Here is a 24,190-nt window from a genome sequence, read left to right as displayed (position 1 = left end):
TCACTCCTGTGCGGTTGAAGGCCAAAGGCATTCCAAATGCGTCGAATCGTTGTGTGGGATAGTCCGGTCGCGCTAGCCATCGAACGGATCGACCAATGGGTTGCATCTTTGGGGGTGGTCTCAAGTGTCTGCTTGATGACTTCGGCAACCTGCGCGTCCGAAACCGTGCGGGGGCGACCAGAGCGATATTCATCTGTGAGGCCTTCAATCCGATCCTGAACAAAACGTCTGCGCCATTTTCCAACAGTATGTTCATGTACGCCCAACTGGGAAGCGACAGTTTTACTGGGCAAACCTTCGGCACAGAGCAAAATAATACGGCACCGGTCAGAGAGAGACCGCGAGACTTTGTGACGGCGGACCTGTCCTTCAAGGAATCTCCGTTCCTCATCACTCAAGAAAATCGGCGCTGCCACACGTCCCTGCATCATGACCTCCTGAAATAGATATCAAAAAAATGATATCAATTTCAGTTCCATATGACTAGGGTCAATGTCCCCCGGCGCAGCAGGCAAAAGGCGTCGTGCCGCCAACACCCGGTCCTGACTGAAATCCTCGATCTGTTGGTTAAACATCTCATAGAAGTTCAACTCGGCACCAAGATGCAGAAACACCCCGCCAAGACCGATGGCAGCCCGATCCATGAAGACAAATTCCCGTGGCACCGTCACAGGGCCAAGGCGCTTGAATTCCTGATGCACCTTGAAGGCCTGCTTGCGGCCATATTCGGCCGGACTGACCCCGTCAGCGATCGTGCGCACCCGATCATCAAGCAACGGACCGTAAATGAACCGCGCCCAGACATTGAGCGCATCAACCAGCTCGTTGCTCAGATTGGAAAAACCCCAGCATTCATAGGCATGAACGATCTGGTCACGATCATCCTTGCCAAGCCCGTGATACAGGTCCACCACCCCTTGCACAAAACGCGGTGAGAAGATGCGAACGCAGCCATAGTCAAACAGATTGATCCCGGCAACCCGACCATCCTCTTCAAAGGCGGTGTAGTTGCCCAGATGCGGATCCCCGTGAATCACCCCATGATGGGCGAACGGGTACCACCAGGCATGAAACATGACACGGGTCAGGAAGTTACGGTCTTCCTGCGAATGCTGCTTGTAGTCCAGCAGCTTGCGGCCATGCAGCCAGTCCATCGTCAACAGACGCGGGCTGGACAGATCGTCATAGAGGCGCGGCACCCGCACCCTCGGCTCATCCTTGAAAATCGTGCGATAGACATGCATGTGCCAGGCCTCGCGCACATAGTCGAGTTCTTCGCGCACCCGTTCGGCAATTTCCTTGGCGATCTCGCTGGTATCAATTGCACTTTGCATGCTGCGATGCACGGCGAAGACCATTTTCAGCTGCTTGAGATCGGCTTCCACTGCCGAGGCCATATCGGGATATTGCAGTTTGCAAGCAAGCTCGCTGCCATCATGATGAAAGGCCCGATGCACCTGCCCCAATGAGGCGGCAGCAGAGGGCTCATGCTCAAAGGAGGCAAAGCGCGTGCGCCAGGCCGGTCCCAATTCAGAGCGCATCCGCCGCTTGGTAAAGGCCCAGCCCATTGGCGGTGCATCCGACTGCAATTGTGCCAGCTCTGCTGCATATTCCGGTGGCAAAACATCCGGCACCGTGGCCAGCATTTGCGCCACTTTCATCAAGGGCCCCTTAAGTGTCCCCATGACCCTGGCAAGGTCAGCGGCTTCGCGCTGGATATCGCTGTCTCCACGGCCAAACAATCGCGATGTGGCCGCGCGCGCGACAAATCCCCCCATTCCTGAATTGACCTGCGCATAACGTTTCACCCGACGGCCAAACCGGTTGGCATCGTTGTAAGCGTCGTCATGTATGTCATCTGGCCCGTCATCGTGCGGACCATCCGTCGCCGGAAGGGCGACGGAGGATTGGGACAGTTCGGGTGTCTTCTGATCGGCCATTACAGTCACTTTCCTGCCAGTCACACCCTGTCGGGGCAAAGAGAGGTTCAGGCCTCTTCCAGAGCTTCCAGCTCGTCAATCAGCGCCTCGACAACCGAGAGGCCTTTTGACCAGAAGTCCGGATCCTTTGCATCAAGCCCGAATGGTGCGAGCAATTCTGAATGGTGCTTGGTGCCGCCTGCGCTCAGCATGTCGAAATATTTCTGGACAAAGCTCTCGTCGCTATCCTGATAGACAGAATAGAGCGAGTTGACCAGACAATCCCCGAAGGCATAGGCATAGACATAGAAGGGGGAATGGATGAAATGCGGAATATAGGCCCAGAAAGTCTCATATCCCTCACCCAGCCGCACCGATGGCCCCAAGCTGTCTGCTTGTACGCTCATCCAGAGTTCGCAGATCTGGTCAGCGGTCAATTCTCCTTCAGCGCGGGCCGAATGCAGCTTGCGCTCGAACAGATAAAAGGCAATCTGGCGCACCACCGTGTTGAGCATATCCTCGACCTTGCCGGCAATCATGGCCCGACGTTCGGCCACATCCTTGGTCTTGGCCAGCAAGGAGCGGAAGGTCAGCATTTCACCAAACACGCTGGCCGTCTCGGCCAAGGTCAACGGCGTTGGTGCCATCAAGGCACCCTGCCCGGCAGCCAGCACCTGATGTACCCCATGGCCCAGCTCGTGGGCCAGTGTCATCACGTCGCGTGGCTTGCCCATATAATTGAGCAGAACATAGGGGTGTGCGCTCGGAACGGTCGGATGGGCAAAGGCCCCCGGCGACTTGCCTTCGCGTACCGGCGCGTCGATCCAGTTTTTGTCAAAGAACTGACCGGAAATCTCTGCCATTTTCGGCGAAAAGCCCGCATAGGCATCCTGAACGATGGCCTTGGCTTCCGGCCATTCGATCGTCTTGGTTGGCACGGCAGGCAGCGGCGCATTGCGGTCCCAATGCTCAAGAGCATCCTTGCCAAACCACTTGGCCTTCAGCGCATAATAACGGTGCGACAGGCGCGGATAAGCCTCCTGCACGGCATCCACCAGAGCGTCCACAACTTCGCGCTCGACCCGATTGGCAAGATGGCGGCTGTCAGCCACATCCTCAAAGCCGCGCCAACTGTCAGAAATGCTCTTGTCCTTGGCCAGCACGTTGGAAATCAGCGAGAAGGTCGACAGATTGGCCTTGAAGGTCTTGGCCAGTGCATCGGACGCCGCTTTGCGTTTGGCTTCGTCCGCATCGGTCAACAGATTGAGCGTTTGCTCGATGGCCAGCTCTTTTGTGCCGTCGGCCAACTCGACCGAGAAGCGCAAGCCTGCCATGGTTTCGTCAAACAGACGATTCCACGCCATCGCGCCGGTGACCGACTTTTCATAGAACAGTTTCTCCAACTGATCTTCCAACTGGTACGGCTTTTCCTTGCGCAGATCATCCAGCCACGGCTTGTAGTGGCCAAGCAAGGCACTTTCTGCCACAACCTGATCCAGAACTGCGTCTTCGATGCGGTTCAGCTCCAGTTCGAAAAACAGCAATTGGGTTGAGATCGTGGTGATCCGCTCCTGCACATCGCCGTAAAACTTCGCCCGCACCGGATCGACGGTGTTGCCGGTATAAGTGAGGCCAGCAAAACTGATCAGGCGCCCCATCCGGTCCTGAATTTTCTCATAGCGCTGCAAGGCTTCCCCCAGCGCATCGCCCCCCTTGTCCGCCAGCAAAGCCGCCAGCTTGCCCTGATAGTCGGCTGCGAATGCTGCCACCTCTTCCTTGCACTGGCTAAAATCCTGTTCCAGCGCCGGATCATCGACCCCTTTATAGAGGTCGTCCAGATTCCATTCTGGCAGCCCCTCAAGGCTGGCACTTCCCTGTTCGGCCGCAGCAGCAGTCAAAGGTGAATGAAGAAAAGAAGGATAAAGAAGGGCAGTGGTCATGAAACAGCTTTCCAGCGATAAGAGAAAGAACAAATCCCCGGACGCGCGCTCGGATAGCGACGGCGTCACGCGGGCATTATAACAAAGATAGGCAATCTTCCGGACGGATCCAATGCCCTGACGTCAAAAGTAGGCACACAAGCTGACTTTGCCCAGACGGACGGGTCGGAAAGTCTGTTCCGGCGCCCCGCTATGCACATAATTTTTTCCACCAATCAGGCCGGAAATTAATGAAGCTTTAACCGATGCAGGGGATCTTGGTTCAAAATGAAACAAGGCTGAACCAACCCGCACACAAGCAACCCGGCCCCTACATGAGCGAAAAAATCCTGATCGTTGATGACGATCCCGTCCAGCGCCGACTGCTGGAAGCCATCGTTGAGAAGAGCGGCTTCAAGGCCGTCAGTGCCGAACATGGAGAACAGGCACTGGCGATTCTCGAACAGAATCCCGCCAGCTATTTCGACCTGATCATTCTTGATCTCGTCATGCCCAACCTTGACGGCATGGGCGTGTTGCAAGCGTTGCAGAAAACCGACATCAAAGCCCCGATCATCGTCCAGACCGCTCATGCGGGCATCGACACGGCCGTCAATGCCATGCGCGCTGGTGCATTCGATTTCGTCATCAAGCCGGTGGCCCCGGAACGTCTGCAAGTCGCCATGCGCAATGCCTTGAAGGTCAACGCGCTTGAAGAGGAAATCACCCGCATCCGCTCGCGCAGTCAAGGGACGCTCAGTTTCAAGACCATCATCGCCTCGAGCGAACCCATGGGCCGGGTGATCAATCTGGGCAAGCGGGGCGCAAAATCCAACATTCCGATTCTGATTGAAGGGGAATCCGGGGTCGGCAAGGAATTGATCGCCAAGGCCATCCAGCATGCCTCCGACCGCTCTTCCAAACCCTTTGTCACGGTCAATTGCGGCGCAATTCCCGACAATCTGGTCGAGAGCATCCTGTTCGGCCATGAAAAAGGGGCCTTCACCGGGGCGGCGGAAAAACATGTCGGCAAGTTCGTTGAAGCCAACGGCGGCACGCTGTTTCTTGACGAGGTCGGCGAACTGCCGCTCGAAACCCAGGTCAAATTGCTGCGTGCCTTGCAAGAAGGCGAGATTGACCCGGTCGGCGCGACCAAGCCGGTCAAAGTGGATTTCCGCCTGATCTCGGCCACCAACAAGGATCTGATCCAACTGGTCAAGGATGGCAAATTCCGCGAGGATCTCTATTACCGTCTCAATGTCTTCCCCATCCGCGTCCCCCCCTTGCGGGACCGCAAGGATGACATCCCTGCCTTGGCGCGCAACTTCCTCACCCGCTTTGCTGCCGAGGAAGGCCGCAAGAGCCTTGCCACCATCACGTCCGATGCCCTGTCCCTGCTGGAAAGCTATGATTGGCCGGGCAACATCCGCCAGTTGGAAAACACCGTCTTCAGGGCTGTGGTCCTGTGCGACGGAGACCAGTTGACGGTTGAAGAATTCCCCCAGATCGCCAGTCAGGTCAGCGCCTTCAGCGACACGGTTGTACGCGCACGCGCTCCCCGTCCTGAAGATCTGGCCCGAATGGCCCCATCCGCAGATGTTCCGGACCAGACGCCTGAAAGGATACCCCCGGATACAACATCCATACCCTCCCCACCCGAGGCATCCCACCCCTCGGCCATAAGCGGACAGGAAGCAGATCCGGACAGTGACGCCCTGCGGCAAGACCCATGGGGATTTCTGCGTCTGCTTGATGAATATGGCAACATCCGCGCGTTGGCCGAGCTGGAGGCGGAAATCATCGATCGCGCCCTCAAGCATCATGATCACCGGATGTCCGATGTGGCGCGCCGCCTCGGCATTGGCCGCTCAACGCTCTATCGCAAGCTCAAGGAATATGGACTGGATCAGGACGAAGCCGAGTCGGACGAACCGACAAAACCCGGCGCTCGGGCCTCCTGACCGTGATATCTAGGTGACACCACAGATAGGAAGACGATCCTGATCCAATTTTTGGATTGCAATGGATCGCGAAAATCAGCTTTGATTCTCAGAACTGATTTGCAAAGATTCGCGGACCGAAGGTCGTGAAAAGGGGAACGCAAGGACATGCCTAAAATGTACACTGCCATGATGGCGATAACGATCGCAGCAGCGGGCAGCGCATTGTGTTTGAACCCCTCTGTTGCCGCCGAAGCGGGTGCCTCCAGCATCGAAGCCTCTGGTCAGATGTCTGCGAACCATGGCCCATTGCGCCTGCTTGATGTCCAGCCGTCCGCCGGTTTCGAACAGGAAATCGCCAACCGCATCCAGATCAACACCATCCTGACCGCCCTGCGCCAGACCGACACCGGCATTGATCAGCAACGCGATCAGGACCTGTTCGACGCAGTGGCCGCCAAGATCGACGCCATTCCGCGCACCAAGGACTTCCTTGAAAAACGCGACAATGCAGCGCTCGTGGCCTTTTATGAAACCCGCAATTTCCAAACCGCTTGGTTTGACAATGGCGAGTGGACCGATCACGCCCGCAAGCTTGTATTCGCTCTGTCGCGCGCCGACCGGGACGGTCTCGACCCGGCGGATTATCAGACCCCGTCCCTCGCCCTGTCGCGTCAGGCAGGCAGCGCGAACGAGGATATTGCCCAGGCTGACATTGCCCTGTCGCTGGCACTGACCCGCTATACCCGTCACGCCTATGCCGGACGCATCGATCCGCGCAGCTTCCCGAAAAAGGCTGTGACGATCAAGCCGCACTATCCGGATTCGATTGCCGCGCTTGACAAGATCCTTGTCTCCAGCGCCCCCGTCGAAACCTTGCGCAGCTACAATCCGCAGCATCAGGGCTTCCTTGCCCTGCGCAAGGAATATAACCGCCTGCGCTTTGCCGGCAGGAAAGACCAGACGCCCCCTGTCCCAAGCGGCAAGAGCCTTAAGGTCGGCATGAGCGATGAACGCGTACCGCTGATCTGGCGCAAGCTTGGTGAGACCGCCCCGTCGGACAATCCAACGCTATATAGCGAAGCGCTGGCCGGAAAAATCGAGACCTATCAGGCCAAACATGGTCTGATCGCGGATGGCATTGTCGGCAATGCCACCCTGCGTGTGATGAATGATGACCGCAAGGAACTGATCAGCGACCTGATCGCCAATCTCGAGCGCTGGCGCTGGCTGCCCCGCGATCTGGGTGACTTCCATGTGATGGTCAACATTCCAACTTTCCATGTGCAGGTGGTTGAACAGGACAAGACAATCCACGAAACCCGCGTCGTGGTTGGCAAATCCCAGCACAAGACCCCGATCTTCTCTGATCAGATGGAATATCTGGTGGTCAATCCCTACTGGAATGTCCCGCGCTCCATCGCTTCGAACGAATTGCTGCCTAAGATCAAGTCCGACCCTTCGGCCTTTTTCTCCAAGACCAACTATCAGGTCCTGGCAAGTGTGAAGGGCCGCACCCAGATTATCGATCCATCAAAACTTGACTGGGAAAAGGTCGATGCCACTCAGGTGCGCCTGCGTCAAATGCCCGGCACCCGTAACGCCCTTGGCAACATCAAGTTCATGTTCCCCAACCAGCATGCGGTCTATCTGCATGACACGCCATCCCGCAGCCTGTTCAATCGCGACTATCGCGCCTTCAGTCATGGCTGTGTTCGAGTGCACGAACCGATGGAATTTGCCGAAGTGATCCTTTCGCGGACCAAGGGCTGGAACGCGGCACGCGTCAAGAAGATGATCGGCGGCAACGAGCGCCGGGTTAATCTGGCGAACAAGATCCCGGTCCATCTGGCCTATTTCACCACCTGGATGTCCGATGACGGTGTGTTGCAGGTTCGGTCCGACATTTACGGCCACAATGAAAGGACCAAGAAAGCCCTTGGCCTTTGATTAACCCTGACAGCGCTCAGGTAAAGCATATGAACCGATAGCTGGGGATGGATAGACCAATATCCGTCCCTTGCCATTTTTCGTCCCAATTTTCCGATCAACTTGCCGTGAACCGATTATTTGACCTCTCAAGCGGGGTTGAGTGATGCATTTTGCGTGGCTCTTTGACCTTCATTAACCAAATGCCAAGCATAATGCACACAAAGTAAGAAGACTTACCTGCAATCCTTGGCCGGCAAGGCATGCAGATTCACTTTGGTAAGCACCGCTCCTGCTGCTCTGACCGCGGGGCGAAACTGTGCGTATGTCAGCCCGAGCTGACGGATGATTGGACAACCTGTGGCCAGACACAAAGTCTTTCTGTCCCGTTTGATGCCTTTAATGCGCCCCCTTCTGTCAGCATCTGCGACATGGGTGGTGTCACGCATCCATCTTCAGACAGCATTCCTGCTTTCCCTTCTGATGGTGCCCTTGATGGCTCCGACCATGGCACAGGCCGCCTCCCGTTCGCTGACCCTGCACAACACCCATACCAAAGAAACCCAGACCATCACCTTCAAGCGCAATGGTCGCTATGATCCCGAAGGGCTGCGCCAGATGAACCGCTTCCTGCGTGACTGGCGTCGCAACGAAAGCACCCAGATGGACCCGGTGCTGTTTGATCTGATCTGGAATGTCTACAAGGAAACCGGGGCAAAAAAGCCGATTCATGTGGTGTCTGGCTATCGGTCCCCGGCCACCAACAACATGCTGCGCAGGCGCAGCCGAGGCGTTGCCAAGAATAGCCGTCACACCAAGGGGCAGGCGATGGATTTCTACCTGCCCGGCGTGCCAATCAACAAAATCCGTAGGGCTGGCCTCCGATTGCAGGCCGGTGGGGTTGGATATTATCCCACGTCGCGCTCGCCCTTTGTCCATATTGATACTGGCAATGTCCGTCACTGGCCCCGCATGACACGCAAGCAGTTGGCGCGGGTCTTTCCCGATGGCAACACGGTTCATGTACCGACCGATGGTCGCCCTTTGAAGGGCTACAAGAAAGCCAAGGTGCAGGTCGCAGCCCGCAAGGCTGAAATGATCCGCACCACCCGTTCTGCCCGTCGCTACAGCCAGGTGGCCAAAGCAGCACCGGCCCGGCCACGCAGCCCCGATCCCGTGCGCGTCGCCAGCAACAAACCTGTCGCGTCGCAAGGCGAAGGCACCCTTCTTGGCAGACTGCTCAATCGCGGCCCGAAAGCCCCGCCAAAGCCAACATTTGAAACTGTGAATGCACCTGGCACAGCGACAACAACAGAATTTCCAACACAACTGGCCTCGCTACCCAAGCGTCCTGACGGACGGGAAGAGACCCGCGCACCGGGCAGTCTTGTGGCCACTCGCAGCGCTCAACCAACCGTCTCGTCCAATATCGATGCAGATGACATCATTGCAGCAGCCGAAGCCTCCGACGCCAAGCTCCGAGCCGCAGAGACCACCAACCCTGATGAACAAGCTGCGCCGCCGATCCTCTTCAGGTCCCTGCCGCGCGCGCGCCCTGCCGACCAGAGAAGCAGCTCCTTCCAGTTGGCCAGCGCCAACCCGGAGCCGAAACCACTGCCTATTCAGGTCGCGTCAGCTGATCAGACCGCACCTGACGACAGTGCTGTCGGCAGCATAGGCACTTCGCCGGTTCTCCAGCAATTGGCCAACGCACCACAAGTGACCCAGACAAGGCAGGCTCGGCAAACAGTTCGGACGGAACCTGCTGCTGATGCCTCCCAAGTGGCGTCTGCCGCGGCCCCTGATCCAGCAAATGTTGCAGCGCATGTTGCAGCGAAACAGCCTGAGCGGGTCGAACTCGCCGCTCTGCCTCATGCCCGCGCACCAATCACGGCCTCTCAGCAGGACGCCAAAAGCGTGCTCAACCAGCTGACCGGCGCAGCTGAACAGAGCAATGAAGCCTCCATCGTTCGGGCCGCCTACGCTTCGGCAAGCACCACCGGTCTGCCGACGGCTGCCCCGCGCACGCGTCTCATCGCCCAACCGGATAATAGTGCGTCAGATCTGGCATCCCTGCCACGCAAGGCCGAACGCCAACAGCTGGCGAGCCTGCCGTCCAATCTGAAGGAACGCATCGGTGTGCCACGCGACATGATGGCCAAACTGCCGCGCCGCGCCGACCGAGCCCCATTGCAAGCCCCTGCGGCCCGCAACGTGCCCCCGCGCGCCAAGCGAACCTCAGATGCAGATGCTTCGCATCTGACAAAACTGACCTTCGCCTATGGCCCATCTGGCATGGCGCACTTTGCCCATATGAAGCAATCGACCCGCACGGCGACCTTTGCCCGTCTGTCCCGTCCGATCCCGGCCAATCTCCGTGCCTTGGTCAGCAAACCATCAAGCATCGTCGATCAGACCTTCAGCAGACTTCCCGGCCAGATGCCACAGGATGCCCGCTTCAGTGGACGGGCCATCGCACGCCTGTCGATCAGAAGCTTCCGGTGAGAGCGTAACCGCGTCCTGCCCATGGCGACAATCAAGGCCCAACGGTGCGCCCTTGGGCACACGCGCCTGACATGAGCTGCTGTGCAGGGGCCTCCCCCTCTCAATTGAAACTGGAAATGGAACTGGAACTGGAACTGGCGGCGCGAAGGATCAGTGGCGCAAGCGCAATCCCACTTCGATTTTGTTGGCAGAAAAGTCCGCCCCGGCTTCATTGCTGTTGCGCTGTTCACGACCGACACGGGCAATCAACTGAACCGAACGATTGAAGGCATATTCGGCGCCAAAGGTGGCATCGAATACCCAATCCTTGCGCCCCGACCCGCGATAATCTTCATGAGATAGGGAACTGTCGAGCGACAGGGTCAGGTTGCGCCGCGCCGCATAGTCGGCTTCGAGCGACAGGGTCCGGGTCGCCACGCTGGTCGCAGCAGTTGAACTGGAGGTCAGGCTGGTCTCCAGCCCACCCTTGAGGGTCCACAAAGCATTGGGGGACCAGTTGACGCTAGCGTCGGCAAACAGGATCGTATCGCGCCCCAGAGAAGCCCTGTCCGGATCCCAGAGCATCACCCCGCCGGATACTTCACCCGACAGTTTTTCGCGATCTGTAACGGCCACCCCGACCGCGCCACGCAGGCTATAGCCATCAAGGCTGCTATCGCGCTGGTCATAACGTTTGCGGGCGACTTCCACATCAACAAATGGCAGAATCTGATCCGTCACCTGATAACCGACACGTCCGCCAGCCTTGTAGCTCCGATAATCGCGACTGGCATCCTCGTCAAACCGTTCGCGATCAAACGCGCCACGCAATTGCAGTTTGAGCGGGCCAGCCCCCTGGTCAAGACTCGCCGTCAAACCGTAGGCCGTTTCGATTGATGCTGTGCCGCCCGATGCAGCCAGATCCGGATTGTTCGCCTCTTCCTTGCTGCGCTCCATCCGGGCGCCGAGTGCCAGTTTGGTCTGGTCGGCCAGATCGAGGGTCAGATCCGCATTGGCGGAAAGCTCGTTGTCAGGCTTGCGGTTCGGAGACTGGTAGCTTTCAAACACACCCATTGCCCCCAGGGTCAACGCATGGCGCTGCCAGAGAGATTGCGCGGTCACCTCCAAGGCCACCCGCCCGATGCCCCCTTTGGTTCCCACCGCCGCATTATCGATATTGTCTGTGCCTTCGGCAAACAGCGTGAGCGACGGATAAAGCAGGAAAGAGCCCGCTTTCACTCCGACCGCATCATAGGCATCGCTGTCTCGGCTGCCTCGCACGGTCTTTCCCTGCTGTTTCTCGAAAGGAGGGACAGGACGCTGCTGCGGCAGGGCACGGCTTGCCGGCTGGATCGGATAGGTCACCCGGCCTCGGGTTGCTGCAATCGATCCGGTGGTCGTCGGTGCAGATTGTGGTGCGGCATTGGACACAATGCCATCCGCGCTGCGCAAGGGTGGCGTCGAGGATGCGGAAAACAGCGATTGCTGCACGCTTTGCTGCCCTGTTTGCGGCCACAGGCTTGAATTGGCGCTTTGCGGCACCTGAGCACCGCTTTGCTCGACCTCTTGCGCATCAGCGCCCGTCGACAGCATCACCATCAGCGGCAAGATCACCACAGATGCACCGGCCAAGATGGGGCGGGTCAGAGATGTCGATGTCAACAGCAACCGCATGCGAAACTAGCCTTGCAGAAATTCGGTAAAGCCGCGCTCCACCCCAAACCTGCCAGCCACGCATCCCCTCTGACGAGAGCGGCGAAAGCGGACTTCAGGCACAGTTATTCCTTTCCAGAAAGTAAACACTTTTGGTTAACAACTCCTTTCCCCTCCCCCTTAGGCGCAGACTCCGGACCGATCATCAGAAAGCCTTATTGAGAACAACTTTCTTTCCCACCGAAAGTGTACTAGAAATCGCCCATCTCAAATTCTCAGGCAGGCCACGATGACCCTTCCAGCTACCCCCGTCGACTATTCAGCAATCGCCTCGGCACACTCGACGATTGACAATGAAATCAATGGCCTGATCGCGCTGAAAGCGGAGTTGGAGACCAGCCTCAAGCAACCGTTTGAAGAAGCGGTGCGGATCATTCGCGAATCCAAAGGACGGTTGATCGTCACCGGGATGGGCAAAAGCGGCCATATTGCCAAAAAACTGGCTGCCACTCTGGCCTCCACCGGCACGCCGGCCTTCTTCGTCCATCCAGCCGAAGCCAGCCATGGCGATCTGGGCATGATCCGGCCTGTTGATATTGTGCTGGCCATGTCCTGGTCGGGGGAAACCGCCGAGCTTGCCAACATCATTTCCTACACCCGCCGCTTCAAGGTGCCGATGATCGCCATGACATCCAATCCCGAAAGCACGCTGGCCACCCAGTCGGACCTCAGCCTCTGTCCGCCAAAGGTCAAGGAAGCCTGCCCTCACGGCCTCGCCCCGACCACGTCAACCACCATGCAGCTCTGTCTGGGCGATGCATTGGCCGTTGCCCTGTTGGAAAGCCACGGCTTCACCGCCGCCGACTTCAAGACCTATCATCCGGGTGGCTCGCTTGGCGCCAACCTGCAGTTTGTCCGTGACCTGATGCACAAGGGCGCCTCCCTGCCACTGGCAAGACCAGATGTGAAAATGAGCGAAGTGATTGTCATCATGTCGCAAAAGGGCTTTGGCTGTGTTGGTGTTATCGACGAAGCTGGAGCGCTGATCGGCATGGTCACCGACGGCGACTTGCGTCGTCATCTGGCCGATAACCTCCTCAAAAAGCCGGTCGAGGAGGTCATGACCCGGATGCCAAAGACCCTGCCTCCAACCATGCTGGTGCCTGCAGCAATCGAAATGATGAACAGCCTGTCAATCAGTTCGATCTTCGTGGTCGCCGATGACAAACCGGTCGGTATTGTGCATATGCACGATTTCCTGCGGGCGGGCGTGGCATAAAGCCGACGATTCCCCTGCATTTCCAAGGCCCTCTGGCCTGCGCCCTGAATTGTTGCTGCAATGGGCAACATGCCGGGCCAGCCCCACCTTGTTATCCCTTTGGTAACCTTAATCAAATTTACTTCAGATTCGGAGCCTTTGAGCGCTTTCATTAGCAATCCATTAGATCTGTTTTCATAGACTGCCAGTTAATCAAATGGCACCGGGCGTCAGATCCGGCTCATGAAGACAGGAACACAGGAATGGATATTGCAACCCTTATCGGCATGGTCGCGTCCTTTGGCGTCGTGGTTACGGCGATTTTGCTGGGCGGCACCCTTGGGCAGTTTATCGATATTCCCTCCGTTCTCATCGTGATTGGCGGCGGGTTGTCCGCGACTCTGATCCGCTTCACCCTTGGCGGCATTGGCGGTGCCATTGTAACGGGTGGCAAGGTTGCCTTTGGTGGCAAAAGCACCAACCCGCGCGAGATGATCGAAAAAATCACCGAACTGGCCGACGTTGCCCGCAAAAGCGGCCCGCTTGGCCTTGAGAGTGTTGAGGTAGAAGATCCGGTTCTTGCCAAAGGAGTCCAGTTCATCGCCGATGGCTACGAGCCCGGCTTCATCCGCGAAAGCATGGAGCGCGAGCGTGACCTCTATATCGAGCGCCTGCAGGAAGGCAAACGCTTCTACAAACAGCTTGGCGATGCCGCCCCGGCCTTTGGCATGATCGGCACGCTGGTCGGTCTGGTGCAGATGCTGGCAGCCATGGATGACCCATCTGCCATTGGCCCGGCCATGGCGATTGCCTTGTTGACCACCCTTTATGGAGCACTGGTCTCCAACGTCATCTGCATCCCGATCGTCGACAAGCTCGATTCCAAGCTGGATGGTGAGGACCTGAACCAAACCCTGATCATCGACGGCGTCATGCAGATTCGTGAAAACAAGAGCCCGAACCTGATCCGGGAAATGTTGCTTGCCTATCTGCCGGAAAAAGCCCGCAATGAACTGATGGAAGACGCGGCCTGATCTGCCTCGCGCCAATTTCGCTGACCACAAGGAAAGGCACCGAGCATGGGAAAGAAAAAACCACAAGGGGGTGGTGGCGCACCCGATTGGCTGGTCACCTTTGCCGACCTGATGTCGCTGCTCGTCTGCTTCTTCGTTCTGATCATCTCCTTCTCCATTCAGGACGATCAGAAACTGCAGGTCGTTGCCGGCTCCATGAAAGATGCCTTCGGTGTCAAACCAGTGATGCGCAAGGCTGGCATGATCGAGATCGAAGGCATGCCCGTTCGCGAGCACATCAAGCAGGTCGCAGCGGTGCCGCAGGAAAATGACTCCGACTTTGCCCAGGAGCGCCATGACCAGCGCTCAAAGCAGGGCCCGGAAGCCAACACCCACGATATCGAGAAAACCGAAATCGAACGCCCGAGAATGTTTGCCACCGCTGCCGCTTCCCTGCGTCAGGCCTGGCAGGAAATGCCGGAAATTACCGAAATTTCGAAGCATATCATCATCGAGGAAGACAAGGACGGCCTGAACATCCAGATGGTTGATCAGGATGGTCGCTCGATGTTTGCCGAAGGCTCGAAATATCCCTACGATTTCACCCGCCGTCTGTTGGTCCATATGGCACCGGTTCTTGCCCGAATGCCAAACCGGATCAAGATCAGCGGTCACACCACAGCCTCGAACGTACCTGTCACCTCTGGCTATACGGGCTGGGAATTGTCATCAGACCGCGCCAACGCTGTCCGCTCGATCCTGATGGAACATGGTGTTGCATCCGATCAGGTCTTTGGAGTGGAAGGCAAATCGGACACGGATCCACTCTTCCCGAACGACCCCTATCTGGCCGCCAACCGACGCATCACGATCCTGCTGATGTCCGAGGAGCCGCCCCTGCCACCGACCCATCAGCCCTAAGGCTGGGCATCGGCTGCATTGACCGACAAGAGAGCGTTGCTGACCCCTCAGTAACGCTCTTTACACATGGTCTCGCCCCTTTCGCCTTTGAGAGAGATTTCAGCCACTGCGTATTTCTGCTAAAGCTCGCGGGTACGTACAATCTCCATTTCAGTCAGGCCGAACCTCACCCCGTTAGGACACATCAATGCATATTTTCCAGCTTGAGAAGTGGCAACATGATCATCAGTTTCTTGATGATGATCGCAACCGGAAAAATGCCCGTCGCACATTCTATGTCGTCCTGTTGACCATCGTCACAATGGTCGTTGAGATCACTGCTGGCATGGTCTTCAACTCCATGGCCCTCTTGGCCGATGGCTGGCACATGGCATCTCATGCCGGGGCGTTGGGTCTGACCGTGCTTGCCTACTCGCTGGCCCGCAAGCATGCCGCCAACCGTCAGTTCACCTTTGGTGTCGGCAAGATCGAGATTCTCGGCGGCTACACCAATGCGGTCATTCTGGGGCTGGTGGCTTTGTTCATGATCTATGAATCCGTCCTTCGTCTGTTCAACCCGCTGGACATCGCCTTTAACGAGGCAATGCTGGTGGCCTGCCTTGGCCTGATTGTCAATCTGGTCAGCGCCTATCTGCTGCACGAGGATGGCCACCATCACCATCATCACGGGCACGGGCATCATCATCACGACCACGGTCACCATGATCATGCGCACCATGACCATCATGACCATCATGCCAGCGGCAAAGACCACAATATGCGGGCGGCCTATCTGCATGTCATGGCCGATGCGCTGACCTCCATTCTGGCGATTGTCGCGCTGTTATTTGGCAAACATTTTGGCTGGACATGGATGGATGCCATGATGGGGCTGGTCGGGGCCTTTGTTATCGGCAAATGGGCTTACGGGCTGGTCACAGAAACCGGTTCGATTTTGCTTGACCGGGCACCGGACGAACATCTCGCCCAAAAAGCCATCCAACTGATCGAAGCCGATGCTGACAATCGGGTGTCTGATCATCACATTTGGTATATCGGCTCGGACCGCTATGCTGCGATCCTGTCGGTCGTCACCCATTATCCGCGCAGCGCCGAGCATTACAAGGCTCTGCTCAAGCCTCTGCAGCAAATTGCCCATATCACCATCGAGGTCAATGTCTGCACTGAAGAGGCCTGCATGCCCATTCCCGACCTCGAGACGTCCTGAAGCAAAGCAACCTCCGGCACGATACAAAAAAGCAGACCAGACGGAAGCCTGATCTGCTTTGTCGTTTGAAGGATAAGGCCGATCAGCGATCAGAGCGGCACGACATCCAGCACCGTGCCATTGCTGCCAATGACGCGCACCTTTTGCCCTGCGGCCACATCCGGCCCGGCCACGCGCCAATAACTGTCATTCACCTTGACCCGCCCCTGACCATTTTCGATCGGCGCATCGAGAATATAGACCTGCCCCACCAGCGCTTGGGCGCGGGCATTGAGCAACGGCTTGTCGGAAGCCGTCGAGGCCGTTCTTTTGAGGATATATCGCCCGGCAATCACCGAGACCAACGACAGAAGGCCAAACAGGATGAAGGCATGTTGCCAGCTCAGCTCAACGAAGAAACCAAGTATGCCGACAATCAGGGCCGCTAGTCCGAACCACAAAAACATCGTCCCCGGCGCCAGCAATTCCAGCACCAAAAGCAAAAGACCGAGAATGAGCCATGCCCATTCTCCCTGTTCGATGAAAAACTGCTGTATCATCTCGTCCCTTTCCTAGCCCGCGATCGGAGCAAAACCGCAAAGACCCTATTCTATTGGTCATCGCGCACGTCCGGCACCCGGCCGGAGCGATTGGCCCCCGGCGCGTCCTTGCCAAAGACCTGCTTGCTCAACTCGCCAATGCCCCCAAGGGCCCCCAGAATGGAGGTGGCTTCGATCGGCAACATGACGACTTTCTGATTTGGTGCCTTGACCACCTCTCCCAGCGTTTCCACATACTTGCTGGCGACAAAATAGTTGATGGCCTGCACATCGCCTTCAGCGATGGCCTTACTGACCATTTCCGTTGCCTTGGCTTCGGCTTCGGCTGCACGCTCGCGGGCTTCTGCCTCAAGGAAAGCGGCCTCCCGCGCCCCTTGGGCTTCAAGGATCTGCGATTGCTTTTCGCCTTCGGCGCGCAAAATTTCAGACTGACGCTGCCCTTCAGCTTCCAGAATGGATGCGCGCTTCTCACGCTCAGCCTTCATCTGACGGCCCATGGCTTCCACCAGATCGCGCGGCGGGTTGATGTCCTTGATCTCGATACGCGAAATCTTGACGCCCCAAGGGGCCGCAGCCGCATCCACCACATGCAACAGCTTGGCATTGATTTCGTCCCTGTTGGACAGCAACTCATCCAGATCCATCGACCCCATCACCGTCCGGATATTGGTCATGGTCAGGTTCAGCAGCGCAGATTCCAGATTGTGCACTTCGTAGGCTGCGTCCGCTGCATTCATGATCTGATAGAAGGCAACCCCATCCGAAGCGATGGCGGCATTGTCGCGCGTGATGACTTCCTGGCTTGGAACATCGAGCACCTGCTCCATCATGTTCATCCGGGCACCGATCCGGTCAATGAACGGCACAATCAGCGCCAGACCGGGCCTTAGCGTTCGCGTATAGGCCCCAAAGCGTTCAATGGTGAAATTGTAGCCCTGCGGCACCGTCTTGATCCCGGCCAGCAGGATCAGGACAAACAGCACCACCAGCACGATGGCGACAATATCAAAACCGATAATATTCATAGAGCAACTCCTCAACTGGCAGCCATTGCAGGGACGGAAACAACCACCGATATGCAACAACAACCGCAACCGCCTGAAGTCTGATCAACATAAAGTGTCTTTGCAGACACAGATACACATCAACAGCGTGGCATCACTATGCGTCAGGCCGACAACAAGAACAAATACTTAGTCCTCTTCTGCCCAACTTTCCCGCACCAGTCCCATCGTGCCAAACCGGGCAACATCACACCCAAACCTGCCCTAAGGGAAGTTTTCGCAAATTCCGCAAAAGATTCACTTCTTTTACCCAATATTTAATCCCGTTCTGTCATAACAGTCTGTCAGAACAGATGGGGGTCTGTTCCGAAATGTCAGCCAAGGGGACCACTGATGTTGCAGCCAATACGGCATGGCAGCGCCGTGCTTGTCGATCATAACACGTTTCAGCGCAAACTGCTCCGAACCGTGCTTCGATCCTCCGGTTTCATTCGCGTCAGCGAATTTGAAGACGTGGAGATCGGTCTTGACGAGTCCAGCCGGATTTTCCCTGACTTTGTTTTCATCGATTACGAGACCGCTCAGGAATCTGAATTGTTCAGAAGCCGCGAGAATATGCGAACAAAGATGCTTGGCGCCAACACCCACATGTTCATTCTGATGCAGGAGCCGACCCGCCAGCGTGTTACCAAGGCCGTTGGATTTGGTGCCCACTGGGTGATCTCCCGCCCATTCTCTCCCAAAAGCCTCAATGAACGCCTGCGCGCCATCCTCAACCCGGGCTATGCAACGCCAGTCCAACCGGAGCCGCCCAGCAAACGGAGCGCCGAAAGCCTGATCTCGCGCCCGATCCGCGACGACGACACCATGGACGATCTTTCCGAACATATGCACGACTTGCTGAATTACTCGCAGGACTACAAGAATCAGCTTTCGTCCACCCGAGCTGCAACGCGCCAGAATATTCTCAATCGCATCCATGAACTGGAAAAGAGTCTGCAATCCCGCCACAATGCGGCGGATGCCCGGAACGAAGATAACAGCGTCATGCTGATCTAACACAGCCTGTTGCCCGTAAACCGCATTGCTGTGTCCGCCAGCCAGTCGCACGGGCCCCTTCCGCATAAACCCTTAGCTGTTGCAATCGATTAAAATATCAAGTATTCATGATATATGGATAAGATAACTGCAATCACAGCCTTCTCGGCTCTCAGTCAGGAAACCCGACTTGATGTCTTCCGCCTTTTGATCAAGGCAGGCAACAGCGGCCTATTGTCCGGGGAAATGGGGGAGAAGCTCGGCGTGCGTCAAAACACCATGTCGACCAACCTCAACATTCTGCTGCGCGCAGGCCTCATACGAAACGAGCGACAAGGCCGCTCCGTTCGCTATTTCGCTGACATGGAGGGAATCGGCGGACTGATTGACTATTTGCTTCAGGATTGTTGCGGCGGCTCAAAGGAAATGTGTGCCACAACGATCCAGATCCTTACGCAACCACATGCAGCGCAACGCTGCTCTGATTGAACAACAGGAAACCATACCCCGATGGCGATTACGATCTATCACAATCCCAAGTGCGGAACATCACGCAACGTCCTGGCCATGATCCGCGAAGCCGGGATTGAACCAACCATCATTGAATATCTCGAAACGCCACCAAGCCGGGAAGAACTGATCGCCCTAATTGCCGCTATGCCGATTGCGACCCGTGACCTGCTGCGCCAGAAAGGAACGCCCTATGAGGAACTGGGCCTTGGCGATGACAGCCTCACCGATGAGCAGTTGCTCGATGCCATGATGACCCATCCGATCCTGATCAATCGCCCCATCGTGGTCAGCGACAAGGGCACAAATCTGTGCCGCCCATCGGAGAAAGTTTTGGAGCTGTTGCCCGTCGACATTGGCAGCTTCACCAAGGAAGACGGCGAAGTCGTCACCAGCAAGGGGCTTTGAGATGGACCAGATTAACCCTCAGGCTTTTGATACGGCATTTGAAAAAAGGGATCATCTGGCAGATGAAACCCACCTCCGAGAGATCGACGCTCAGGCACTGGCTGGCCCAAATGACGATGGCCACAAGCCGCGTATCCTGCTCCTTTATGGTTCACTGCGCAAACGCTCCTTCTCCCGTCTGGTGGCAGAGGAATCCGCTCGCCTCCTGACCCGCATGGGAGCGGAATGCCGGATCTTCAATCCGTCCGGGCTGCCCTTGCCCGATGATGCCGATGCAAAGCATGAAAAGGTGCAGGAACTGCGCGCCCTTTCCGCGTGGTCAGAAGGCATGGTTTGGGTCTCGCCCGAACGCCACGGCGCCATGACCGGCATCATGAAGGCCCAGATCGACTGGATCCCCCTGTCCCTTGGCGCGGTGCGCCCGACCCAAGGCAAAACGCTGGCCCTGATGCAAGTGGAAGGCGGCTCCCAGAGCTTTAATGCGGTCAATCAAATGCGCATCTTGGGCCGCTGGATGCGGATGATCACCATCCCCAATCAGTCATCCATCGCCAAGGCCTTCACGGAATTTGACGACGATGATCGCATCAAGCCCTCGCCTTATTACAATCGCATTGTCGATGTCTGCGAAGAACTGATGAAATTCACCTGGATGACCCGCAGCCGCAGCGACTATCTGGTCGACCGCTATTCCGAGCGGGTGGAAACCGGCCAGCAATTGATCGATCGCGTCAATGGGGCGGATATCAAATAGGCCAGAATAGAACAAGCCCGCCTCTCAGGAAGCGGGCTTCGTTCGTTTCAGACAGGTGGAGCGATCAGGCGGAGTAATCGCGCTTGTCGGCAATCACCATGCCATCATTGGGCAGGCTGCCCACGGCCACCAGCTCGACCGATCCGCGAATCTTGGTGATGTCGCGCAGCGCCTCTGACACCGCAGTCACATCAACGGCAGCCTTGTCTCCGACTTCCACTCGAAGCATCATCGCATCCTGATCATCGGCGCGCTCCACGTCAAGCCGCACTTTCAGGATCGCATCGAACCGTTTGACCAGTTCATCAAGCTGGGTCGGGTCGATGAACATGCCTTTGACCTTGGTACGCTGGTCTGCACGCCCCATCCAGCCCTTGATGCGCGATGCGGTCCGGCCACATGGGCTCGGCTCGGGCAGGATCGCCGTCAAATCACCGGTGCCAAAGCGGATCAGCGGATAGACATCGCTAAAGGCTGTTACCACCAGCTCTCCAACCTCGCCATCGGCCACCGGATCATTGGTGCCGGGTCGAACAATCTCGACAATGAAGTCCTCATTGATCAGCATGCCCTCAGACCCAAGGCTCTCATAGGCGATGATGCCCAGATCTGCCGTCGCATAACATTGCGCCGTGGCAATGCCGCGCTCTTGATAGGCCGCGCGCATCGAAGGAAACAAAGCCCCGCCCGACACAAGCGCCTTTTTCAGGCTGTCGAGCGTGACACCCATCTCGTCGGCTTTTTCCAAAATCACCTTGAGGAAATCCGGCGTTCCGACATAGGCAACCGGCTTCAGGCTCGCCATCGCCTCCACCTGCATCTCGGTGTTGCCGATGCCAGCCGGGAAAACCGCGCAGCCCAGTGCCCGGGCGCTTTCATCCAGAATGAAGCCACCCGGCGTCATGTGATAGGCAAAGGCATTATGCACCATGTCACCGGGTCTGAGGCCTGCCGCAAACAGCGCCCGCGCCCCACGCCACGGATCAATTCCAAGCCCCTGCGGTTCCCAGATCGGACCGGGCGACATGAAGACCCGACCAAAGTCCTTCGGCTCGCCAATGGCAAAGCCACCAAAGGGGGGATTGGCCTTCTGGGCTGCCTGCAACACGCTCTTGCGCAACACCGGCAGGCTGGCCAAAGCCGCCCGATCCGTGATCGCTGCTGGGTCGATTTCTGCCAGATGCACCGCCCAGCCAGCGCCGCCAGCCTTGGCGCGCGCGATCAGCGCAGGCAGACGGGCAAAAAGGGCTTTTTCGCGGGCGGCGGGTTCTTGCAGATCCCGTTCATCAAAATAGTCAGACATGGGTCACCCGATCAGGCCAGCCAGCGCTTGCGGCGCTTGTAATGCTTCACATTGCGGAAGGATTTTTGCCCTTCGCCACCAACGCCGAGATAGAATTCCTTCACATCCTCATTCTCGCTGAGATCCTTGGCAGCGCCATCCATCACCACGCGCCCACCTTCCAGAATATAGCCATAGGAGGCATAGCGCAGGGCAACGGAGGTATTCTGCTCGGCCAACAGGAAGGACACCCCTTCCTTCTCATTCAGCTGCTTGACGATCTCAAAAATCTCTTCCACCAGCTGCGGCGCAAGACCCATGGAGGGTTCATCGAGCAGGATCATCGACGGACTGGCCATCATCGCCCGGCCAATGGCGCACATTTGCTGTTCCCCACCCGATGTGTAACCGGCCTGCGATTGCCGCCGCTCACGCAGACGGGGGAAATAATCATAGACCATTTCAAGGTCGCGCTTGATCGCAGCAGCGCCATCCTTGCGGGTATAGGCCCCGGTCAACAGATTTTCCTCGATCGACAAATGGCCAAAACAATGACGGCCTTCCATCACCTGAATGCAGCCGCGTCGTACCAGATCATTCGGGCTCAGCGCCTGCACCTGTTCGCCTTCAAAGACAATCGAGCCCTTGGTCACATCGCCACGCTCGGCCCCCAGCAGATTGGAGATCGCCTTCAGGGTCGTGGTCTTGCCCGCCCCGTTGGCACCAAGAATAGCCACAATGCCGCCACGGGGAACGGTCAACGAAACACCCTTGAGCACCAGAATGACGTGATCATAGATCACCTCGATATTGTTTACCGACAGAATCGTATCGCTCTTGACGTCAGTCACCTAAGTCTCCTCCCCGAATGTCACCTCGGCCTGTCCCAATCTGGATTTTGCAATGGCATATATGTCTCAAAAGCCTGTCGCGAGCAGGCCGCGACAGGTTGGATCGAAAACTCGATCCGGTTGGCAAGGGCCGAAACCGGGCCGCATCACTCGCCCCTTGCCCTTTTGTCCACGGGAGCGACGAACACCGGAGCACACAAAGTGCACTCCGGCACCATCATCCCATGGTCATCACATGCACTTGCGTGGCTCGAAGCTGTTTTCCTTGGCGTAAGCCATGGAGTCTTCTTTGATCAACGGCGTGGTCACATCATCCATCGGCTCGACAAAGTCGGAGATGAGGGCCCATTTCTTGGCTGATGCATTCCACTGCTGGACGGCAATCTTGGATGGTCCGCGATGGTCCGAACAGCCAAGCTTGACCGCACCGGTGAAGCCGGGAAGACCCAGTTCTGCCCAGCGGGCATCGGAGATTTCAAGGGCTTCAAAGCCTTCCTTGACCATCTCGCCGGTTAGCTCCTTGGTGTCATGGATCTCCATCGCCTTGCGAATGGCTTCGGCCACGATCACACCGGCATAGATGCCACGGTTATAATGGGTCTCGCCAATGCGATCTTTGAAGTCCGGATCGACCGCTTTGCCTTTGCCATAGACATGGGTCTTGATATCGGCAAACAGCGGGAAGTCAGAGCCAACATTGACGAAATTCAAGGCCTTGTAGCCATTGGCCGCGTCACCCGCTGGCAGCACGTCATTCTCGCCACCGGACCACCAGACTCCGATGAATTTTTCCATCGGGAAGCGAATGGATGAGGCTTCCTTGATGGCGACCTGGTTCATAACGCCCCAGCCCCACATCAACACCCAGTCCGGCTGACCGCGACGGATCTGCAACCAGGTTGCCTTCTGCTCCTGACCGGGATGATCAACCGGCAGCAAGGTCAATTCGAAGCCATATTGCTCAGCAAGCTTCTCAAGGGTCCGGATCGGTTCCTTGCCATAGGCAGAGTTATGATAGACGAGGGAGATTTTCTTGCCCTTGAGGTTGGCTTCCCCACCCTCACTATCAATCACATGCTTGATGGCAACGGTCGCGCCGTCCCAATAGGTAGCGGGCGGGTTGAAGACATATTCGAACACTTCCCCGTTGCGTGCCGAAGTCCGGCCATAGCCGATGGTCACCAGCGGGATCTTGTCCGCAGTCACTTTCGGGATCAACTGATAGGTGATGCCGGTGGACAAGGGCAGATAGGCCAGCGCGCCAGAGCCGATATTCTTGGTTTTCTCGTAGCATTCAACACCCTTCTTGGTGTTGTAGCCGGTCTCGCAGGGCACCACATTGGCTTTCACCCCGTTGATGCCGCCGTCGCGTTCATTGAGCAGCGCGAAATAGTCCGCATAGCCGTTGGCATAGGGAATACCGCCCGGCGCGTAAGGACCGGTCCGATAATCGAGCGATGGCAGAACCAGCTCGCTGGCCATCGCCGCGGCCGGTGCCATCAGGCTTGCCGCCAGACAGGCCACGGCCAGTTTCGTCTTGGCAAATTTCATTGTCGTTCCT

Annotated in this window: 20 protein-coding genes; 11 read left to right on the top strand and 9 right to left on the bottom strand. The window is 57.2% G+C overall.

The annotated features are described in order from the left end of the window. From FDK21_RS19245 to FDK21_RS19235, 3 genes are all read right to left on the bottom strand, one after another. A partial coding sequence (locus tag FDK21_RS19245; protein ID WP_138150505.1) for a helix-turn-helix domain-containing protein occupies positions 1-428 on the bottom strand: 428 nt, incomplete at its 3' end. 21 nt (positions 429-449) lie between these two features. Beyond that, entirely contained in the window at positions 450-1,778 is a 1,329-nt protein-coding gene (locus FDK21_RS19240) for an AarF/UbiB family protein (protein WP_246657630.1), read from the bottom strand. Positions 1,779-1,987: 209 nt separating this feature from the next. After that, complete coding sequence (locus tag FDK21_RS19235) at positions 1,988-3,859, bottom strand: M3 family oligoendopeptidase (RefSeq protein ID WP_114010523.1); 1,872 nt, start codon at positions 3,857-3,859, stop codon at positions 1,988-1,990. A gap of 314 nt (positions 3,860-4,173) precedes the next feature. Between FDK21_RS19235 and FDK21_RS19230 the strand changes: the two genes are divergently transcribed. The 3 genes from FDK21_RS19230 to FDK21_RS19220 all read left to right on the top strand — a co-directional run bounded on the left by FDK21_RS19230 (position 4,174) and on the right by FDK21_RS19220 (position 10,212). Continuing rightward, the gene (locus FDK21_RS19230; protein WP_138150503.1) at positions 4,174-5,799 is read left to right on the top strand and encodes a sigma-54 dependent transcriptional regulator; all 1,626 of its coding nucleotides are present in this window, start codon (positions 4,174-4,176) and stop codon (positions 5,797-5,799) included. A 147-nt stretch (positions 5,800-5,946) separates the two neighbouring features. Beyond that, positions 5,947-7,728: a L,D-transpeptidase family protein gene (locus tag FDK21_RS19225; RefSeq protein WP_138150502.1), complete on the top strand. Its 1,782-nt coding sequence runs from the start codon at positions 5,947-5,949 to the stop codon at positions 7,726-7,728. A 339-nt stretch (positions 7,729-8,067) separates the two neighbouring features. Next, entirely contained in the window at positions 8,068-10,212 is a 2,145-nt protein-coding gene (locus tag FDK21_RS19220; RefSeq protein ID WP_246657629.1) for a DUF882 domain-containing protein, read from the top strand. Between the two features lie 150 nt (positions 10,213-10,362). Here FDK21_RS19220 and FDK21_RS19215 read toward each other — a convergent pair whose 3' ends face one another. Further along, positions 10,363-11,853: an outer membrane beta-barrel protein gene (locus FDK21_RS19215; protein ID WP_171022164.1), complete on the bottom strand. Its 1,491-nt coding sequence runs from the start codon at positions 11,851-11,853 to the stop codon at positions 10,363-10,365. A gap of 280 nt (positions 11,854-12,133) precedes the next feature. On the opposite strand from FDK21_RS19215, the gene FDK21_RS19210 reads away from it, so the two are divergent. The 4 genes from FDK21_RS19210 (at position 12,134) to dmeF (ending at position 16,243) form a co-directional block, all read left to right on the top strand. Continuing rightward, positions 12,134-13,123, top strand: a complete 990-nt coding sequence (locus FDK21_RS19210; RefSeq protein ID WP_114010520.1) for a KpsF/GutQ family sugar-phosphate isomerase — start codon at positions 12,134-12,136, stop codon at positions 13,121-13,123. A 242-nt stretch (positions 13,124-13,365) separates the two neighbouring features. After that, positions 13,366-14,136, top strand: coding sequence for a MotA/TolQ/ExbB proton channel family protein (locus FDK21_RS19205; protein WP_138150500.1), 771 nt, complete (start codon positions 13,366-13,368; stop codon positions 14,134-14,136). A gap of 45 nt (positions 14,137-14,181) precedes the next feature. Further along, positions 14,182-15,036, top strand: coding sequence for a flagellar motor protein MotB (locus FDK21_RS19200; protein ID WP_138150499.1), 855 nt, complete (start codon positions 14,182-14,184; stop codon positions 15,034-15,036). A 187-nt stretch (positions 15,037-15,223) separates the two neighbouring features. Next, positions 15,224-16,243, top strand: coding sequence for a CDF family Co(II)/Ni(II) efflux transporter DmeF (gene dmeF / locus FDK21_RS19195; RefSeq protein WP_138150498.1), 1,020 nt, complete (start codon positions 15,224-15,226; stop codon positions 16,241-16,243). Positions 16,244-16,332: 89 nt separating this feature from the next. Here the strand turns inward: dmeF and FDK21_RS19190 are convergent, their stop codons facing one another. Next, positions 16,333-16,782, bottom strand: coding sequence for an NfeD family protein (locus FDK21_RS19190; protein WP_138150497.1), 450 nt, complete (start codon positions 16,780-16,782; stop codon positions 16,333-16,335). Between the two features lie 50 nt (positions 16,783-16,832). Beyond that, the gene (locus FDK21_RS19185; RefSeq protein WP_114010515.1) at positions 16,833-17,807 is read right to left on the bottom strand and encodes an SPFH domain-containing protein; all 975 of its coding nucleotides are present in this window, start codon (positions 17,805-17,807) and stop codon (positions 16,833-16,835) included. Between the two features lie 372 nt (positions 17,808-18,179). On the opposite strand from FDK21_RS19185, the gene FDK21_RS19180 reads away from it, so the two are divergent. From FDK21_RS19180 to arsH, 4 genes are all read left to right on the top strand, one after another. Next, positions 18,180-18,845 carry a response regulator gene (locus FDK21_RS19180; protein WP_138150496.1) on the top strand — a complete coding sequence of 222 codons (666 nt, stop codon included), beginning with the start codon at positions 18,180-18,182 and terminating at the stop codon, positions 18,843-18,845. Positions 18,846-18,959: 114 nt separating this feature from the next. After that, on the top strand, positions 18,960-19,313 hold the full coding sequence (locus FDK21_RS19175; protein WP_138150495.1) for a helix-turn-helix domain-containing protein: 354 nt from the start codon (positions 18,960-18,962) through the stop codon (positions 19,311-19,313). A 21-nt stretch (positions 19,314-19,334) separates the two neighbouring features. Further along, positions 19,335-19,742, top strand: a complete 408-nt coding sequence (gene arsC / locus FDK21_RS19170; protein ID WP_138150494.1) for an arsenate reductase (glutaredoxin) — start codon at positions 19,335-19,337, stop codon at positions 19,740-19,742. Position 19,743: 1 nt separating this feature from the next. Further along, a complete protein-coding gene (gene arsH / locus FDK21_RS19165; RefSeq protein WP_138150493.1) occupies positions 19,744-20,496 on the top strand; it encodes an arsenical resistance protein ArsH in 753 nt (250 codons plus the stop codon). A gap of 64 nt (positions 20,497-20,560) precedes the next feature. Here arsH and FDK21_RS19160 read toward each other — a convergent pair whose 3' ends face one another. The 3 genes from FDK21_RS19160 to FDK21_RS19150 form a co-directional block, all read right to left on the bottom strand. Continuing rightward, the gene (locus tag FDK21_RS19160) at positions 20,561-21,799 is read right to left on the bottom strand and encodes an AMP-binding protein (protein ID WP_138150492.1); all 1,239 of its coding nucleotides are present in this window, start codon (positions 21,797-21,799) and stop codon (positions 20,561-20,563) included. Between the two features lie 11 nt (positions 21,800-21,810). Further along, the gene (locus FDK21_RS19155; protein ID WP_114010509.1) at positions 21,811-22,629 is read right to left on the bottom strand and encodes an ABC transporter ATP-binding protein; all 819 of its coding nucleotides are present in this window, start codon (positions 22,627-22,629) and stop codon (positions 21,811-21,813) included. 231 nt (positions 22,630-22,860) lie between these two features. Continuing rightward, a complete protein-coding gene (locus FDK21_RS19150; protein ID WP_114010832.1) occupies positions 22,861-24,180 on the bottom strand; it encodes an ABC transporter substrate-binding protein in 1,320 nt (439 codons plus the stop codon). Positions 24,181-24,190: the final 10 nt, after the last annotated feature.

It is taken from the genome of Cohaesibacter sp. CAU 1516, assembly GCF_005771485.1.
Taxonomy (GTDB): Bacteria; Pseudomonadota; Alphaproteobacteria; order Rhizobiales; family Cohaesibacteraceae; genus Cohaesibacter; species Cohaesibacter intestini.
This window is presented reverse-complemented; position numbering and strand designations above follow the sequence as displayed.

Excerpts from the sequence above, each read along its gene's own strand:
- FDK21_RS19175 (WP_138150495.1), top strand. The coding sequence starts at position 18,960 with ATGGATAAGATAACTGCAATCACAGCCTTCTCGGCTCTCAGTCAGGAA.
- FDK21_RS19230 (WP_138150503.1), top strand. The coding sequence starts at position 4,174 with ATGAGCGAAAAAATCCTGATCGTTGATGACGATCCCGTCCAGCGCCGA.
- arsC (WP_138150494.1), top strand. The coding sequence starts at position 19,335 with ATGGCGATTACGATCTATCACAATCCCAAGTGCGGAACATCACGCAAC.
- FDK21_RS19150 (WP_114010832.1), bottom strand. The coding sequence starts at position 24,180 with ATGAAATTTGCCAAGACGAAACTGGCCGTGGCCTGTCTGGCGGCAAGC.
- FDK21_RS19205 (WP_138150500.1), top strand. The coding sequence starts at position 13,366 with ATGGATATTGCAACCCTTATCGGCATGGTCGCGTCCTTTGGCGTCGTG.
- FDK21_RS19235 (WP_114010523.1), bottom strand. The coding sequence starts at position 3,859 with ATGACCACTGCCCTTCTTTATCCTTCTTTTCTTCATTCACCTTTGACT.
- FDK21_RS19180 (WP_138150496.1), top strand. The coding sequence starts at position 18,180 with ATGTTGCAGCCAATACGGCATGGCAGCGCCGTGCTTGTCGATCATAAC.
- FDK21_RS19185 (WP_114010515.1), bottom strand. The coding sequence starts at position 17,807 with ATGAATATTATCGGTTTTGATATTGTCGCCATCGTGCTGGTGGTGCTG.
- FDK21_RS19210 (WP_114010520.1), top strand. The coding sequence starts at position 12,134 with ATGACCCTTCCAGCTACCCCCGTCGACTATTCAGCAATCGCCTCGGCA.
- FDK21_RS19225 (WP_138150502.1), top strand. The coding sequence starts at position 5,947 with ATGCCTAAAATGTACACTGCCATGATGGCGATAACGATCGCAGCAGCG.
- FDK21_RS19240 (WP_246657630.1), bottom strand. The coding sequence starts at position 1,778 with ATGGGGGGATTTGTCGCGCGCGCGGCCACATCGCGATTGTTTGGCCGT.
- arsH (WP_138150493.1), top strand. The coding sequence starts at position 19,744 with ATGGACCAGATTAACCCTCAGGCTTTTGATACGGCATTTGAAAAAAGG.
- dmeF (WP_138150498.1), top strand. The coding sequence starts at position 15,224 with ATGCATATTTTCCAGCTTGAGAAGTGGCAACATGATCATCAGTTTCTT.
- FDK21_RS19190 (WP_138150497.1), bottom strand. The coding sequence starts at position 16,782 with ATGATACAGCAGTTTTTCATCGAACAGGGAGAATGGGCATGGCTCATT.
- FDK21_RS19200 (WP_138150499.1), top strand. The coding sequence starts at position 14,182 with ATGGGAAAGAAAAAACCACAAGGGGGTGGTGGCGCACCCGATTGGCTG.
- FDK21_RS19160 (WP_138150492.1), bottom strand. The coding sequence starts at position 21,799 with ATGTCTGACTATTTTGATGAACGGGATCTGCAAGAACCCGCCGCCCGC.